Genomic DNA, 16972 nt, shown 5'->3' with positions numbered 1-16972 from the left:
AGGGTAGGCGGCCTGCGGCGGGATTTAAATAAACAGGGTGTTGTTGTTTTTGGTTATAAGTAGGAACTTTCTGAAACTTGTAACTTAGTGTTTTTTCTTAGTTGTTGGGTTGGCCATGTAGTTGAGAACAAGTTGTACGCTGTTCCTGCAGGAGCGGCCTTATGCCCAGTTATTTCGTTTTATGGTGGCTAAGACAGCGCAGTACCTGTGGGAGCGGGCGCGCCCGCGAAGCAGACGACGTGGTGGATGGCACCGGCTTTGCCGGTGTTCGCGGGCATGCCCGCTCCCACAGGTACCGCGTGATCTCAAGTGCGATGCCATCCCTGTGGGAGCGGGTTTACCCGCGAATGGGGCGGTGCCGGGTGTCTGGCGGGCACCTGGGCTTTTTTGAAATCAAGCGGCAGCCGTGATCGAACTCGAGGGCCTCTTCGCGGGTGAACCCGCTCCCACAAAGCTTGCGCAAGCTTTCAGATCTTGGGCAAGGCGGTGCTCCTGCGTGTCCCTTTACGTAAACGTCACCATATGCCACCTTCTACCTCAGCCTGATGACGGCCAGGGATTTCTCCCGCACACTGCGGAAAATTCCCAAGCCCGTTCCCCGCCACCTTGCGGGGCACAGCCGGAGTAGAAAATGGCGCGACAACTAATAACAAACGCCCACGACCCGCTGCACGAATCCCGCCAGGCCCGCCTGAGACTGGCCAGCGAAGGCGAGCTGCCAATGGGCATGCTGCGCGACGAGATCGATGCCTCCTGGCGCCGCAGCCTGGGCCATGGCCTGGACTGCCTGCAGGGCGAGCAGGTCGGTCTGGGCCTGGAGCAGGGCCACGACCTGCGCATGCTGCTGGAGCGCAACCGCCTGCTGGTCGACGCCGTTACCCCGGAACTGGACTACCTGGTCGCGCGCCAGGGCAAGGCCGGCATCGTCATCCTCGGCGACGCCCAGGCCAATGTGCTGGCCATCGAAGGGCAGAAGCACGTGCTGCAACGCGAGGGCCTGCGCGACCTGCACCCGGGCAGTTGCTGGAGCGAATCACTGCGCGGCACCAACGCCATCGGCACGGCAGTGGTGGAAGGCCGGCCGACGCTGATCAACTGCGGCGAACATTACCTCGACCGCCTCAGCCCGTTCTCCTGCACTTCGGTACCCCTGCGCGACCCGCGCGGCGAGGTGATCGGCGTGCTCGACATCACCCGTGAAGGGGTAATGGCGCAACCACAGGACAGCCTGTCGACGCTGATGCTGGCGGCCGGCAACATCGAAAGCCGTATGTTTGGCCTGTGCCACCCGGAGCAATTGGTGCTGGCCTTCCACAGCCGCCCGCAATACCTCAACAGTGCCTGGCATGGCCTGCTGGCGCTGAGCCTGGACGGTGAAGTGCTGGCTGCCAACGACAGTGCCTGCCAGCTGTTGCAGGTGCCGCGCCATGAGCTGTTGGGCCGGCGCAGCAGCGACCTGCTGGGTGAACGGTCACCGGCCTTCATCGCCCGCCTGTGGCAGGGCGGGGTGAGCAGTGTGCAAACGGCCAAGGGCGAGTTCTACTTCCGCGCGCTGCAGTTGCCGCGCCACGGCCGGGTCAACGGCAGCACGCCGGTGAGCAAGCCGGCGCCGGGCAAGCAGTCGCCGGCGCTCGACGCCCTGGCCGGTGGCGACCCGCGCCTGGCGCGCAACCTGCGCATGGCCCGCCAGGGGCTGGGCAATGGCCTGCCGGTGCTGCTGCTGGGCGAGACCGGTACCGGCAAGGAAGTCGTCGCCCGGGCCCTGCACCAGGCCAGCCCGCGCGCCGACAAACCGTTCGTGGCCGTCAACTGCGCGGCCATCCCCGAAGGGCTGATCGAGTCCGAACTGTTCGGCTACCGTGAAGGCGCGTTCACCGGTTCGCGCCGGGGCGGCATGGTCGGCCGGCTGATGCAGGCCCATGGCGGCACGCTGTTCCTCGACGAAATCGGCGACATGCCGCTGGCGCTGCAGGCGCGCTTGTTGCGGGTACTGCAGGAACGGCGAGTGGCACCGCTGGGGGCGGGCGACGAGCAGGACATCGACGTGGCATTGATCTGTGCCACGCACCGCGACCTCAAGCGCCTGGTGCAGGAGCAGCACTTCCGCGAAGACCTTTACTACCGGGTCAACGGCGTGTCGCTGCGCCTGCCGGCACTGCGCGAGCGCGATGACCTGGCGGCGATCATCCAGGGGCTGCTGGACAAGTCCGATGCCCGGGGCGTGACCTTGGCCCCGGCCCTGACCGCGTTGCTCGAAGGCTTCGACTGGCCGGGCAACATCCGCCAGCTGGAAATGGTCGTGCGCACCGCGCTGGCCATGCGCGAGGACGGCGAGCAGGTGCTGACCCTCGACCACCTCACCGACTGCCTGCTGGACGAACTGGCCTGCGGCACCGCGCCTTCCGGCAGCCTCAAGGACAACGAGCTGGAGCTGATCCGTGGGGCCTTGGCGCGCCATCAGGGCAACGTGTCCGCGGCGGCCGAGGCGCTGGGTATCAGCCGAGCGACGCTGTACCGCAAGCTCAAACAGTTGCGCGGCTGACGTGGGCGGCCTGTTCGCCCGGCTGGTGGAATCCAGCGACCCTGTGCTCATGCGCCAGGCGTTGGCCTGGCTGTATGGTTTCGTGCGCCCCCATCGACGTGCCATCGGCCTGTTGCTCGGTTTGTCGCTGGGCGCCTCGTTGCTGGCGCTGGCGCAACCCTGGCTGGTCAAGACGCTGATCGACGAGGGGCTGCTGGCCAAGGACTACCAGACCCTCTGGCACATGGCCGCGATCATGATCGGCGCGGGCCTGCTGGGTACCGTGCTGGCCGGGGTCAACCGTTACCTGCACACGCGCTTGTCGGGGCGCATCCTGTTTGCCCTGCGCGACGACCTTTACCGCCACCTGCAGCAGCTGTCGCCGACGTTCTACGGGCGGCGGCGCATCGGCGACATCCTTTCGCGGCTGGATGGCGATGTGGCGGAAATCCAGCGCTTTGCCGTGGATTCGCTGTTTTCGGCGGTGTCGGCGGTGATCGGCCTGGTAGGCGCGGTGGTGTTGATGCTGATGCTGTCGTGGCAACTGTCGCTGCTGCTGGCGCTGCTGGTGCCGATCGAAGTGCTGTGGCTGCGCTGGATGCGGCGCAAGGTGGAGCGCGAAGTACGCAACCTGCGCGAACGCTCGGCGGATGTGTCGTCGTTCCTGGTCGAAACCCTGCCGGCGATGAAGTTCATCCAGGCCGCCGGCCAGCAAGGCCGCGAGGCGGGGCGCCTGGACCAGTTGGGCCAGGGCTACATGCGCCAGCTGCTCAAGGTACAGGTGACCGAATTCTTCACCCAGGCCATCCCCGGCACGCTGACCTCCTGGTGCCGCGCCTGCGCGTTCCTGGTCGGCGGTTGGTGGGTGATTCAGGGTACCTGGCAGTTGGGTGCGCTGATCGCCTTTTCCACCTACATGGGCATGGCGGTAGGGCCGGTGCAGAGCCTGCTGGGCCTGTACGTGGCGGTGCAGCGCATGGCGGTGAGCCTGGGGCGGGTGATGGAACTGAAGCAGGAGGCCGTGGCCGTGCGCCCGGCAGCCAACCCGCAGCCGGTGCCCGACGGCCCGGGCGAATTGCGCCTCGAGGGGGTGAGCTTTGCCCATGAAGGGCGCCAGGGCGCGGTGCTGAACGACGTGCAGGTGTGCGTGCCGGGAGGCCTGAAGGTGGCCATCAGCGGTGCCTCGGGGGTGGGCAAGTCGACCCTGATCGACCTGCTGCAGCGCTTCTACGACCCGGACGCCGGGCGCATCCTGCTGGACGGCACCGACCTGCGCGAACTGGACCTGGCTGCGTTGCGCCGGCGCATTGCGGTGGTCAGCCAGGATATCGTGCTGTTCCGCGGCACCCTGGCACAGAACCTGGCCTACGGCGTGCCCGAGGCCAGCCGTGAGGAGCTGGAGCGGGTGGTGCGCCTGGCGCGGCTGGACAGCCTGGTCGACAGCCTGCCGCTGGGCCTGGACGGCCTGCTGGGTGAGCGTGGCCAGCAGTTGTCGGGCGGGCAGAAACAACGCATTGCCATCGCCCGCGCGGTGCTGCAGGCGCCGGCGATCCTGGTGCTGGACGAGGCCACCTCGGCGGTGGACGAAGCTACCGAGCGCGAAGTGATCGCGGCCATCGACCAGTTGTTCGCCGGCCGCACGCGCATCCTGATCAGCCACCGTGCTTCGACCCTGGCCGATGCCGACCTGCACCTGCAGCTGCACGCCGGCCAGTTGCAGGTGCTGCCCGAGGAGGTGATCAAGCATGGGCACTGACGTGCGTGTTGGCGTGATCGACAGTGGTTGCACGCCGGAGCAGGCCAGCGCCTTGCTGGGCGCGCGCCGCTTCTGGCTGGAGGACGGCCAGTTGCGCGAAGGTGACATGCTGGCCGACCAGCTTGGGCACGGTAGCGCGGTGCTCGCCGGCTTGCAGCGGGAGGCCGGGCCGGTGCCCGTGCTGCTGGCCCAGGTTTTCGGCGCCCAGGCCAGCACCAGTGCCTTGCAGGTGGCGGCCGCGCTGCTGTGGCTGGTGGAGGCGGGGGTTACGCTGGTCAACCTCAGCCTTGGCCTGCAGCAGGACCGGCCTGTGCTGCACCAGGCCTGTGCCGAGGCTTTGGCCGCGGGTGTGCTGTTGTGCGCCTCCAGCCCGGCCCAGGGCGGGCCCGTGTACCCGGCCAGCTACCCCGGGGTGATCCGGGTTACCGGCGATGCCCGCTGTGCACCGGGCCAGTGGTCCTGGCTGGGTACCCGGCAGGCGGACTTTGGCGGTTATGTGGGGGCGGGCGGCAGGGCGGGCGCGAGCCTGGGCTGTGCGGCCCTGAGTGGCAGGATCGCTGCGTTGCTGCGTGATGAGCCGGGCATGGGCCACCAGCAGGTTCATGATTGGTTGCGCCACCACGCGGCGTTTACCGGTCCCGAGCGACGAGGTGCCGGCCATGGCTGAGCCACGCATCGTGGTGCTGGGGGCAGGCCCTGCGGGTGCGGCCTCGGCCATTGGCTTGCGGCGGCTGGGCTATGCGGTGACGGTGGTGTCCGAGTGGCGCCGGTTCGCCGCGGTCGAAGGGGTTTCGCAGCGGGTGCTGGATGGTCTGCGCCACGCCGGCCTTGGCGGGGCGTTGAGCCAGGCGGCGATGCCGGCGACTCGGCAAGTGCACTGGAACGGCCAGCAGCTGCACCTGAATCAGGAGTTTCTGCTGGATCGGCAAAGGTTTGACCGGGCGCTGCGCGACGACCTTCAGCGTGCGGGTGTGAGCGTGGTCGAGGGGCGGGTGCGTGAGGTGGTTCGCGAAGTCGGTCATGGCATTCGCCTGGATGACGGGCAGGTACTGCAGGCCGATTTCCTGGTCGAAGCCCGAGGCCGCCAGGCCCCGCTGGCTGCCGACCGACTGCGCGGGCCGGAGACGGTCAGCTTGCTGAATGTCTGGCAGGCCGCCCCCGGGGCGCCCGCGTCGGCGGTGGAGAGCCTGGCGGATGGCTGGGCGTGGATGGCGCGCCTGGAAGACGGCCGCTGCTACTGGCAAGTCACCCTGGACGCCGCAGGGCTGCCGGGCAAGGCCGGGTTGGCGGATTATTGCGCGGCGCGGCGAGCCGACAGCGCGCTGGTGGCCGAGCTGTTCGATGCCAGGGCATTGGCGCCGGCAGAGGTGCATGCGCGCAGCAGTACCGCGATTCTGGCCGGTGAGTGCGTCGGGCAGGACTGGATACGCGTGGGCGATGCCGCGATGGCCGTTGACCCACTGTCGGGCAACGGGATCTTCCAGTCGCTGTCTTCGGCGCTGCAGGCGCCGGTGGTGATCAATACCTTGCTGCGCAGGCCCGAGCGGGCCGGGTTGGCGCGGCAGTTTCACCAGCAACGGATCGAACAGCTGTTTTTGCGTTTTGCCCGGATCGGGCGGGATTTCTATGGGCAAGAGCAGGGGCGGGTGGGGCAGCCGTTCTGGGCGCGGCGGCAGGGGTGGCCGGACATGCAGGCATTGCACGTGGCGCCGGACTGGAGCGCGGTGAGGGTCGAGCGGCGGCCGGTGTTGCGTGACGGGCTGGTAGATGAGGCCGAGGTGGTGGTGACGGCGGATCAGCCGTTGGGGGTGTGGCATTTGCAGGGGGTGGAGCTGGCGCCGGTGGTGCGGAGGCTGCGTAGCGGCCGACCTCTCGAGGCAGTGTTGTCAGGCCTGCCAGGGGAGCAGCAGATGATGGTGCGGCGGTGGTTGTTGGAGCAGGGCTTGGCTTGAGATTGCCGGGGCCGCTTTGCGGCCCTTTCGCGACACAAGGCCGCTCCCACAGGTCTGCACAAACCTTGATGGCAGCGCGGTACCTGTAGGAGCGGCCTTGTGTCGCGATGGGCTGCGCAGCAGCCCCGGGATCTCGAATCAGAAGAAAGTCCCGACGATCAGCTGCATATAGGTCCCGGTATCCCGCCCGCCCAGCTGCGTCCCACCATTGGCCGCGCTGCGTTCCGGCTTGTAGAACCCTACCAGCGGGCTGATCAGCAGGTGGTCGTTGACCATCCATTCCACATACAGGTCCAGCTCCCGCCCGCCCAGGTTGCCCTGGTCAGTGTCCAGCGTATCGAAGTCGAAGTACAGCGCGCCGACGGTCAGGTTGTCCCGTGGCTTGCCCTTCAGCGCCACGTGGTGCACCTGGCTGTTGCTGTTGAACGGCCCGGCATAGTTGGCTGCCACCTCACCCTGGAACCAGGTGCCATAGCCACGGCTCAGGCCATAGAACAGCGGGTCGAAGTCTTCGGAAAAGCGGCTGTAGCGGTAGGTGGCGGTGGGGGACCAGGGCAGTTCGGAAAAGGTCCAGTTGCCTTCCAGGTACCAGGCGTTCTCCCGCCCGCCGGTTTTGTCCTGGGTCACGTACTCGGCGGCCAGCTCCAGGTCTTTCACCCCCAGGTTGCCACGCCCGCGCAGGCTGGCGGTGTCCATGCCGTCGCGGTATTCCAGGCCCATGATCTGCGCGTAGCGCTGGTCCACGTCGAGGCCGCGGATCCAGCTCAGGCCGACGGTGCCGGCGTCGGCGACGTGCTCCAGGTTGGCCACCGCCAGCGAGGTGTCGGCCTGGTAGTGGTTGTCGGACTTCAGCCACATCAGGTCGCTGCGCCAGCCTTGCTTGCCGCCGAGGCGCAGCACGGCGGTGCGGTCGAAGGCCTTGCGTGCGGCCAGGTAGTAGGCGCCGCCGCGGTCGAAGTTGGCGCCCAGGTCGACCTTGCCCAGGTTCACCGGGTCGCCCTGGATCAGGAAGCCGTCGCCCAGGGTCACCACCTGGCGGCCGCCGGAAATGTCCACGCCGTCTTCGCCCAGGGCCGGGAACAGGTTGGCCGAGCGCCAGCCCAGGTACAGGTCTTCGATGGCGGTGCGGCGCTCGTCACCCAGGGTCAGGCCGGCGGCATCGCCGTCGCCCCAGGTGGCGGAGCTGAGCAGGTTGAAGGCGCCGTAGAGCGCGCCGCTGTCGTCCAGGGCCTGGCTGCCGCTGAGGCCATATTTGACGTAGCCTTCCTGCCAGGCGGTACTGCCGGGCTTGCGGTTGCCGGCCAGGTTGAAACTTTCGTCGCTGTGGAAGGCGCCGAACAGGGCTTCGAGGTCGGCGTTGAGGGTGGTGCCGTCGTGGTTGTACAGCTCGTAGGCCTGGGTGATGGGGGCGGCGAATAGCAGGGCCAATGTGCAGGCGAGTTTGTGCCTCATGGTGTGCTCCATGTTTTTGTTGTTGTTTTCGGGTTGCCTGTGCCGGCCTCTTCGCGGGTGAACCCGCTCCCACAGGGACCCCACAGTGTTCAGGCCTGTGGTGATCCTGTGGGAGCGGGTTTACCCGCGAAAGGGCCGGTACAGGCTGGAGATCAGAGCTTGATCAACACCGACTTCAGCTCGGTGTAGTGCTCGATGGCAGCCGCCCCCATCTCACGGCCGACGCCGGACATCTTGTAGCCGCCAAAGGGCAAGGCAGGGTCGAGGGCGCTGTGGCAGTTGACCCACACCGACCCCGACTTGATGCGTGGGATCATCCGGTGCACGGCGGCCAGGTCGTTGGACCAGATGCTCGCACCCAGGCCATAGGGGTTGTCGTTGGCCATGCCGATCACTTCGTCGATGTCATCGAACGGCATCGCCACCAGCACCGGCCCGAAGATCTCTTCCTGCACCAGGCGGTGGCGCTGGTCGACATCGACGATCACTGTCGGCTTGACGAAGTAGCCCGGCCCGAAGCCTTCGCCACCGCAGGCGATGGTCGCGCCCAGCTCGCGGCCAAGCTCGATGTAGCCGGTGACGCGGTCCTGCTGCTTGGCCGAGATCAGCGGGCCCATCTGCACCGCCGGGTCCAGGCCGCTGCCCAGCTTCATGCCGTTGGCGATGCCGGCGATGTCGGCCACCACGTTGTCGAAGTGCTTGCGGTGCACGTACAGGCGGGACCCGGCACAGCACACCTGGCCCTGGTTGAAGAAGATCGCCGTGGCCGCGCCGGCGGCGGCTTCCTGCAGGTTGGCGTCGGGCATGACGATGGTCGGCGACTTGCCGCCGAGCTCCAGGGTGACGCGGGTCATGTTGTCCATGGCCGCCTTGCCGATCAGCTTGCCGACCTCGGTGGAGCCGGTGAAGGTCAGCTTGTCCACGCCGGGGTGGCGGCTGAGTGCGGCACCAGCGTTCAGGCCGGTGCCGGTGACCACGTTGAACACGCCAGCCGGGTAGCCGGCTTCGTCCACCAGCTCAGCCAGCTTGAGCACGCTCAGCGGTGTTTCGTCGGCGGGCTTGAGCACTACGGTGCAACCGGTAGCCAGGGCCGGGCCGAGCTTCCAGCAGGCCAGCAGCAACGGGAAGTTCCAGGCGACGATGGCGCCGACCACGCCCACTGCCTCGCGCCGCACGAAACCATGGAACTGGTCGTTGGGCATCAACGGCATCGAGGCTTCGACGGTGCTACCCTCGATCTTGGTGGCCCAGCCGGCCATGTAGCGCAGGAAGTCGATGGCCAGTTGCACGTCCATCACCTGGGCAACGGCGGCGCTCTTGCCGTTGTTCAGGCATTCCAGTTCGGCCAGCTGGCGGGCGTCGCGCTCCATCAGGTCGGCCAGGCGCCACAGCAGGTTCTGCCGATCGCGTGGGCGCAGGCGGCTCCACGGCGAATCATCGAAGGCCTGGCGCGCGGCGCGCACGGCGCGGTCGACATCTTCGGCCTCGGCGGCGGGCACTTCACCCAGTACCTCGCCAGTGGCCGGGTTGCGGAACGACAGGGTGCGACCGCTGGCGGCGTCCTGCCAGTCGGCGCCGATGCGCATCTTCAGCTTGCGTTCGAGAAAGGCGCGGGTGGCGGGCAGGATGGGCAGTTCGGAAAGCATGGGACGGTGCCTCTTGTCATTGGATGTGACAGGCATAGGCGCAATGGGCGTGCCAAGGTCGATAGATGGCCGCAAACCCTTGAGCGGGTTGGGTTTTGTCCTGGTGCAAGGTTGGAATTGCAGGGTTGCGCTGTTGCACATTGAGACGGTGTGAGACGGTGGTGAAACAGTAAAAGCGGGGGCCGCTGTGCGGCCCTTTCGCGACACAAGGCCGCTCCTACAGGCCGTACGCGATCCCTTGTAGGAGCGGCCTTGTGTCGCGAAAGGCCTGCGCAGCAGGCCCAGTGTCTCAAGGTGAAACACTCAGTCGCGGAATGGGACGCTCAAAGAAGCTGTCCTTGCATTGCCATTATCCGGTAATTGACCTCAATGGCCTGATTTAAAACACTTTTACATCACCTGGCACAGTTCCTGTATCACAACCGTCACATGCACACCTGCTGTACCAAAGCGTGCGAAAACGATAAGAACAACAACCGTGGAGGTCTGACCTTGAAGACGACTCGACTCCGGCGGCATGCGGGCAAACTGGCGCTGGTCGCCGCCGCGCTGCTGAGCACCCAGGCCATGGCGGCCGAGCAGGGCCCGAGCCTGTTGCAGAACAAGTGCATGGGGTGCCATATCCCCGAAGGCAACGACACCTACAGCCGTATCAGCCACCAGCGCAAGACGCCGGAAGGCTGGCTGATGAGCATCGCCCGCATGCAGGTGATGCACGGCCTGCAGATCAGCGACGACGACCGCCGCACCTTGGTCAAGTACCTGGCCGACAAGCAGGGCCTGGCGCCCAGCGAAACCGATGGCGTGCGTTATGCCATGGAGCGCCGGCTGAACACCGTCGAGCAGTTCGACACCCAGCTCAGCGAAACCTGTGGCCGTTGCCACTCCGGTGCCCGTGTCGCCTTGCAGCGGCGCCCGGCCAAGGAATGGGAGCACCTGGTCAACTTCCATCTCGGCCAGTGGCCGTCCCTCGAATACCAGGCCCAGGCGCGTGACCGCGACTGGCTGCCGATCGCCCTGCAACAAGTGGTGCCGGACCTGGCCAAGCGCTACCCGCTGGAAAGCGCGGCGTGGGCCGAATGGCAGAAGGCCAGGCCCAAGGCCGATGCGCTGCCGGGCCAGTGGGCATTCAGCGGCCACATGCTGGCCAAGGGCGATGTACGCGGGGTGATGAGTGTCACGCCTGACCAGGGCGATACCTTCAAGGTCGAGGTCAAGGGCGCTTATGCCGACGGCACGCCGTTCAATGGCAGCGGTTCGGCGATCCTCTACAACGGCTATGAATGGCGTGGCAACGTCAAGGTCGGCGACGCCAACCTGCGCCAGGTGTTCGCCGCGCTGGATGGCGAAATGAAGGGCCGCATGTTCGAGGCCGAGCACGATGAGCGTGGCCTGGACTTCACTGCGGTGAAGGAGGGCAAGGCGCGCCTGCTGGCGGTACAACCGGCATTCATCAAGGCCGGTGGCGAAAGCGAGATCACCTTGGTCGGCAGCGGCCTGGCCGGCAAACCGGACCTGGGCGCTGGCGTGGAAGTGACCGAGGTGCTGGAGCAGACCCCAACCCTGGTACGGGTGAAGGCCCGCGCCGCGGCCGATGCCAAGCCTGGCCAGCGCGAAGTCGCCGTAGGGGCGCTCAAGGGCGTCAACCTGGCGGTGTACGACAAGGTCGAGGAAGTGAAAGTGGTGCCGGCGTTCTCCATCGCCCGCATCGGCGAAAACGGCGCCTCGGTGCCCAAGGTGCAGGGCCGCTTCGAGGCCGAAGCCTGGGGCAAGGACGCCAATGGCCAGCCGCTGCGCATCGGCTACCTGCCGGCCAGCTGGAAGGTCGAGCCGTTCAACGAGCGTGCGGTCGAGGACGAAGACGTCAAGTTCGCCGGGAAGATGCAGGCCGATGGCGTGTTCGTGCCAGGTGGTGCCGGCCCCAACCCGGAGCGCAAGATGATGACCAACAACGCCGGCAACCTGAAGGTCATCGCCACCCTGGCCGACGGTGGCCAGACTGGCGAAGGGCACATGATCGTCACCGTACAGCGCTGGAACAACCCGCCGCTGCCATAACGGCAGGTGGCGTACGGTTTTCCAACGGATCGATTATCGGGAGGTCGCCATGGGCGCGCTACTGAACCTGGTCGAACGCAACCTGCATGAAGTGCAGGTCGACGCCGACCGCATGCTGTTCCATATCCCCAGCAGTTCGCTGTTCACCGCCGACGCGGTGACCGGCGGCATCATCGACACCCTGCGCCAGCAAGGCTGCTCGGCCGAGGAGCTGATGCAGCGCCTTGGCCAGCAGTTTGCCGGCAGCGATATCCAGGACACCCTGCGCGAGCTGATCGCGCTGGAACTGGTCAGCGACGGCTCGCCGCTGACCCCGGAAATCGCCCTCAAGCAGGTCGAGCGCACGGCGCTGAACACCGTGGTGCTCAACGTCAACACCGGCTGCAACCTCAGCTGCACCTACTGCTACAAGGAAGACCTGGACAAACCGTCCGCGGGCAAGAAGATGAGTACCGCCACCGCCGAGGCTTCGGTGGAGATGCTGCTCAAGGAGTCGCCCGACGAGCAGCGCTACAGCGTGGTGTTCTTCGGTGGCGAGCCGCTGTCAAACCGGCCACTGATCGAGCACATGGTCGCCTACTGCGAGCGGCGCTTCGCCGAGGCCGGCAAGCAGGTGGAGTTCATCATGACCACCAATGCCACCTTGCTCACCGAAGAGATCATCGACTGGCTCAATGCCCACCGCTTCGGCCTGTCGATCAGCATCGACGGCCCCAAGACCGTGCACGACCGCAACCGCATCACCGTGGGCGGGCAGGGCACCTATGACGTGGTGCGGCGCAAGGTCGACATGCTGCTGTCGCGCTACCACAGCCGCCCGGTGGGCGCGCGGGTCACGCTGACCCGGGGCATCACCGACGTCGAGACCATCTGGAACCACCTGTTCAACGAACTGGGCTTCGCTGAAGTCGGCTTTGCCCCGGTCACCTCCGGCGACATGGCCAACTTCAACCTCACCGGCGAAGAACTGGTGCAGGTGTTCGCCAACATGAAGGCGCTGGGCCGGCGCTACCTGGAGGCTGCGCTGGAACACCGCAACATCGGCTTCTCCAACCTGCACCAGCTGATCACCGACATCCACGAAGGCCACAAGAAGGCCCTGCCGTGCGGCGCCGGGCTGAAGATGCTGGCCGTGGACCATGAGGGCGAGCTGAACCTGTGCCACCGCTTCACCGGCTCCAGCCTGCCGACCTTCGGCAATGTGCACCAGGGCGTGAAGCAGGCGCAGCTCAACGACTTCCTGTCGCAGCGCCTGGACCGCAGCAACACCGGCTGCGACAGCTGCCGCATCCGCAACCTGTGCTCCGGCGGCTGCTACCACGAAAGCTATGCCCGCTATGGCGACCCGCAGCACCCGACCTACCACTATTGCGAACTGATGCGCGACTGGGTCGACTTCGGCATCGAAGTCTACAGCCGCATCATGGCCGCCAACCCGGCCTTCATCGATCGCTACATCACCCCGCGGAAGGCGCACTGACATGAAGCACTTGAAGCCCCTGAACAACAAGGCGCGCATCCTCGAGCAGGCCGCCGCCGAAGACCGCGTCGAAGAAGTCATGGCCATGAGCGCGGTGGCGGGCTGCACCGCCACCACCGACCCGGGCTGGGAAGTGGACGCCTTTGGTGGCGTGAGCTCGCTGTGCCAGCCGATGGAGGCCGACCTGTATGGCTGCTCCGACCCTTGCTGGTGGCCGGCCCAGGTGCCGGACATGATGAGCACCTACCAGGACTGGAACGCCCAGGCGAGCAACTCGGCGGAAGACTGGCGCAACCTCGGCACCGTGTTCCCGAAAGACAAGTGACCGGCCCAACAAGAATGACAAGGGGAAACCGCATGAAAGCTGGACGCTGCGCGTCACTCGCGCTCACCATCGCCGCCACGGCCTGTGCCGGGCTGGTACAGGCCGCCGACACCGGGCCGGCGCTGAAGGCTGGCCACGAATACATGATCGTGACCAACTACCCGAACAACCTGCACGTGGTCGATGTGGCCAGTGACACGGTGTACAAGAGCTGCGTGATGCCCGACAAGTTCGGCCCCGGCACTGCGATGATGGCGCCGGACAACCGCACCGCCTACGTGCTCAACAACCACTACGGCGACATCTACGGCATCGACCTGGACACCTGCAAGAACACCTTCCACGCCAACCTGTCCAGTGTGCCGGGTGAGGTGGGCCGGTCGATGTACTCGTTCGCCATCAGCCCGGACGGCAAGGAAGTGTACGCCACGGTCAACCCGACCCAGCGCCTGAACGACCACTACGTGGTCAAGCCACCGCGGCTGGAAGTGTTCAGCACCGCCGATGGCCTGGAGGCCAAGCCGGTGCGCACCTTCCCGATGCCGCGCCAGGTGTACCTGATGCGTGCGGCGGACGATGGCAGCCTGTACGTCGCCGGGCCGGACATCTACAAGATGGACGTGAAGACCGGCAAGTACACGGTGGCCTTGCCGCTGCGCAACTGGAACCGCAAAGGCTACAGCGCCCCGGACGTGCTGTACTTCTGGCCGCACCAGAGCCCGCGCCACGAGTTCTCGATGCTGTACACCATTGCCAGGTTCAAGGATGACAAGCAGGACCCGGCCACCGCCGATCTGCTGTATGGCTACCTGAGCGTCGACCTGAAGACCGGCAAGACCCACACCCAGGAATTTGCCGACCTGACCGAGCTGTACTTCACCGGGCTGCGTTCGCCAAAAGACCCGAACCAGATCTACGGCGTGCTCAACCGCCTGGCCAAATACGACCTCGAACAGCGCAAGCTGATCAAGGCGGCGAATCTGGACCACACTTACTACTGCGTGGCCTTCGACAAGAAAGGCGACAAGCTGTACTTGGGCGGCACCTTCAATGACCTGGCGGTGTTCAACCCGGATACGCTGGAGAAAGTGAAGAACATCAAGTTGCCGGGTGGGGACATGTCCACCACTACGCCGCAGGTGTTCATCCGTTAAACCGGTGTTGCTTTCTTCGCGGGTAAACCCGCTCCCACAAGGATCTCTACAAGGGCTTAATGTTGTGCGGTCCCTGTGGGAGCGGGTTTACCCGCGAAGAGGCCCGCTCAATCAACACAAGAACAACAAGAGACCGCCCATGCCCCAGCCAAGCTATTCCCAGGGCAACCAGGACAAACCCCTGCTTACCCAGTGCATCGGCGACGCCTTCGACACCACCGTCGCCCGCTTCCCCGACCGTGACGCTTTGGTCGTCCGCCACCAGGCCCTGCGCTACACCTGGCAGCAACTGGCCGAAGCCGTCGACCAGCATGCCCGTGCGCTGATGGCCCTGGGCGTGCAGCCCGGTGACCGCCTCGGTATCTGGGCACCCAACTGCGCAGAGTGGTGCATCACCCAGTTCGCCAGCGCCAAGGTGGGCGCGATCCTGGTCAACATCAACCCGGCCTACCGCTCCAGCGAACTGGACTACGCCCTCGGCCAGTCCGGCTGCCGCTGGGTGATCTGCGCCGACGCGTTCAAGACCTCCGACTACCACGCCATGCTGCTGGGGCTGGTCCCGGGCCTGGCCGGCGGCCAGCCGGGCGCCCTGATCTGCGAACGCTTCCCCGAACTGCGCGGCGTGGTCAGCCTGGCCGTCGCGCCACCGCCGGGCTTCCTCGCCTGGCACGAGCTGCAGGCCCGTGCCACGGCCGTCAGCCGCGAGGCCCTTGCCGAGCGCCAGGCACAGCTGCGCTGCGACGACCCGATCAACATCCAGTACACCTCGGGCACCACCGGTTTTCCGAAGGGCGCCACCCTCAGCCACAGCAACATCCTCAACAACGGCTACATGGTCGGTGAAAGCCTGGGCCTGACCGAGCATGACCGGCTGGTGGTGCCGGTGCCGCTGTACCACTGCTTTGGCATGGTCATGGCCAACCTCGGCTGCATGACCCACGGCAGCACCCTGATCTACCCCAACGACGCCTTCGACCCGCTGGCCACCCTGCGTGCGGTGGCGGAAGAAAAGGCCACGGCGTTGTATGGTGTGCCGACCATGTTCATCGCCGAACTGGACCACCCCCAGCGCGGCGAGTTCGACCTGTCGAGCCTGCGCACCGGGATCATGGCCGGTGCCACCTGCCCGATCGAAGTGATGCGCCGGGTTATCGGCGAGATGCACATGGCCGAGGTGCAGATTGCCTATGGCATGACCGAAACCAGCCCGGTGTCGCTGCAGACCGGCGCCAGCGACGACCTGGAGCGCCGCGTGACCAGCGTCGGGCGCACCCAGCCGCGGCTGGAGAACAAGGTGATCGATGCCGATGGCAACAGCGTGCCGCGTGGCGAGATCGGCGAGCTGTGCACGCGGGGTTACAGCGTGATGCTGGGCTACTGGAACAACCCCAAGGCCACGGCCGAGAGCATCGATGAGGACGGCTGGATGCACACCGGCGACCTGGCGGTGATGGACGAGCAGGGCTATGTGCGTATTGTCGGGCGCAGCAAGGACATGATCATTCGCGGCGGCGAGAACATCTACCCGCGCGAGCTGGAGGAGTTCTTCTTCACCCACCCGGCGGTGGCTGATGTGCAGGTGATTGGCGTGCCGTGCAGCAAGTACGGTGAAGAGATCGTGGCCTGGGTGCGGCTGCACCCGGGGCATACGGCCAGTGCGGAGGAACTGCGCGAGTGGGCGAAGGCGCGGATAGCGCACTTCAAGGTGCCGCGGTACTTCCGCTTTGTCGATGAATTCCCGATGACGGTGACCGGCAAGGTGCAGAAGTTCCGCATGCGCGAGATCAGTGTCGAGGAGCTGTCTGCCGGGTAAATCACCAGCTGAAGGGAAATGGGGCCCCTGTAGGAGCGGCCTTGTGTCGCGAAAGGGCTGCAGAGCAGCCCCGGCAATTCATGCATTGCTGCTGAAATCCCGGGGCCGCTTTGCGGCCCTTTCGCGACACAAGGCCGCTCCTACAAGGACCGCGCATGCCTCAAGGGCAGTGGAGAACCTGTGGGAGCGGGTTTACCCGCGAAGAGGCCAACACAGGCAGCAGATGACCTCAGCCTTGCAGCAACTCCGGGCTGTTGAAGTTGCTCAACCTGCGATCATCGTTGGCACATTCAAGCCCTTGCACCGCTTCACGCAGCAAGGCCTTCTGCAAACTCCGCTCGCCCGCCGCCCAGGCCTGCTCCAGCACCGGCAACACCCGGCGTGGCAGCACGCTGAACATCGGCTGCCAGTACCCACCCTGGCGTACCATGGCCGCACTGTCACCCGCCACCGCCAGCCGCAGCAGGTCCTCGATCAACCCCCGGTCAACCAGCGGTGCATCACAGGCCAGCAGCACCACCCATTCATGCCGCGCCACCTTGAGCCCGGCAATCACCCCCGCCAACGGCCCGGGGTAGTCCGCCTCGGCATCGCCGACCAACTGGTCGGCATACGCCCGGTAGGCCTGCTGGTTACGGTTGCAGGAAATCACCAGGTCATCGCTGAGTGGCCGTACCACGCGCTGCACGTGCGCCACCAGCGGTTCGCCCTGCCAGTCGACCAGGCCCTTGTCGCGGCCGCCCATGCGCTGGCCGCGGCCACCGGCGAGAATGAGGATGGAGCAGGGGGGGAGGGCATCAGGCATGAAAAAGGGT

12 protein-coding genes are annotated in these 16972 nt (G+C 66.1%); 9 read left to right on the top strand and 3 right to left on the bottom strand.

What is annotated here, in order from left to right; translation table 11 throughout:
* Positions 1-631: 631 nt before the first annotated feature.
* From ABNP31_RS14300 to qhpG, 4 genes are read left to right on the top strand one after another with little or no spacing between them, the layout of a single operon-like run.
* Positions 632-2542: a sigma-54-dependent Fis family transcriptional regulator gene (locus ABNP31_RS14300; RefSeq protein WP_350012416.1), complete on the top strand. Its 1911-nt coding sequence runs from the start codon at positions 632-634 to the stop codon at positions 2540-2542.
* A 1-nt stretch (position 2543) separates the two neighbouring features.
* Positions 2544-4277 carry an ABC transporter ATP-binding protein gene (locus tag ABNP31_RS14295; RefSeq protein ID WP_085665547.1) on the top strand — a complete coding sequence of 578 codons (1734 nt, stop codon included), beginning with the start codon at positions 2544-2546 and terminating at the stop codon, positions 4275-4277.
* On the top strand, positions 4267-4944 hold the full coding sequence (gene qhpE / locus ABNP31_RS14290; RefSeq protein ID WP_085665546.1) for a subtilisin-like serine protease QhpE: 678 nt from the start codon (positions 4267-4269) through the stop codon (positions 4942-4944). The genes ABNP31_RS14295 and qhpE overlap by 11 nt, the downstream gene beginning before the upstream one ends.
* On the top strand, positions 4937-6229 hold the full coding sequence (gene qhpG, locus ABNP31_RS14285; protein ID WP_085665545.1) for a flavin-dependent monooxygenase QhpG: 1293 nt from the start codon (positions 4937-4939) through the stop codon (positions 6227-6229). The genes qhpE and qhpG overlap by 8 nt, the downstream gene beginning before the upstream one ends.
* Before the next feature lie 138 nt (positions 6230-6367).
* Here the strand turns inward: qhpG and ABNP31_RS14280 are convergent, their stop codons facing one another.
* Positions 6368-7681: a hypothetical protein gene (locus ABNP31_RS14280; RefSeq protein ID WP_350012415.1), complete on the bottom strand. Its 1314-nt coding sequence runs from the start codon at positions 7679-7681 to the stop codon at positions 6368-6370.
* Between the two features lie 152 nt (positions 7682-7833).
* Entirely contained in the window at positions 7834-9327 is a 1494-nt protein-coding gene (locus ABNP31_RS14275; protein ID WP_085665543.1) for an aldehyde dehydrogenase family protein, read from the bottom strand.
* 492 nt (positions 9328-9819) lie between these two features.
* Here ABNP31_RS14275 and peaA point away from each other — a divergent pair, with 492 nt between their 5' ends.
* The 5 genes from peaA to ABNP31_RS14250 all read left to right on the top strand — a co-directional run bounded on the left by peaA (position 9820) and on the right by ABNP31_RS14250 (position 16157).
* A complete protein-coding gene (gene peaA, locus ABNP31_RS14270) occupies positions 9820-11385 on the top strand; it encodes a quinohemoprotein amine dehydrogenase subunit alpha (protein WP_047934355.1) in 1566 nt (521 codons plus the stop codon).
* Positions 11386-11434: 49 nt separating this feature from the next.
* Positions 11435-12865: a quinohemoprotein amine dehydrogenase maturation protein gene (peaB, locus tag ABNP31_RS14265; protein WP_013972844.1), complete on the top strand. Its 1431-nt coding sequence runs from the start codon at positions 11435-11437 to the stop codon at positions 12863-12865.
* A gap of 1 nt (position 12866) precedes the next feature.
* Positions 12867-13190, top strand: coding sequence for a quinohemoprotein amine dehydrogenase subunit gamma (gene qhpC, locus ABNP31_RS14260; protein WP_004375838.1), 324 nt, complete (start codon positions 12867-12869; stop codon positions 13188-13190).
* Between the two features lie 32 nt (positions 13191-13222).
* Complete coding sequence (gene peaD / locus ABNP31_RS14255; RefSeq protein ID WP_238066399.1) at positions 13223-14344, top strand: quinohemoprotein amine dehydrogenase subunit beta; 1122 nt, start codon at positions 13223-13225, stop codon at positions 14342-14344.
* 139 nt (positions 14345-14483) lie between these two features.
* Positions 14484-16157, top strand: a complete 1674-nt coding sequence (locus ABNP31_RS14250) for a fatty acid CoA ligase family protein (RefSeq protein ID WP_238066398.1) — start codon at positions 14484-14486, stop codon at positions 16155-16157.
* Between the two features lie 229 nt (positions 16158-16386).
* Here the strand turns inward: ABNP31_RS14250 and mobA are convergent, their stop codons facing one another.
* A complete protein-coding gene (gene mobA, locus ABNP31_RS14245) occupies positions 16387-16962 on the bottom strand; it encodes a molybdenum cofactor guanylyltransferase MobA (protein WP_350012414.1) in 576 nt (191 codons plus the stop codon).
* Positions 16963-16972 lie beyond the last annotated feature (10 nt).

The organism is Pseudomonas asiatica (assembly GCF_040214835.1).
GTDB classification, from domain to species: Bacteria; Pseudomonadota; Gammaproteobacteria; order Pseudomonadales; family Pseudomonadaceae; genus Aquipseudomonas; species Aquipseudomonas putida_Z.
The sequence above is the reverse complement of the archived record's forward strand: the minus strand, read 5'-3'. Positions and strand labels throughout refer to the sequence as shown.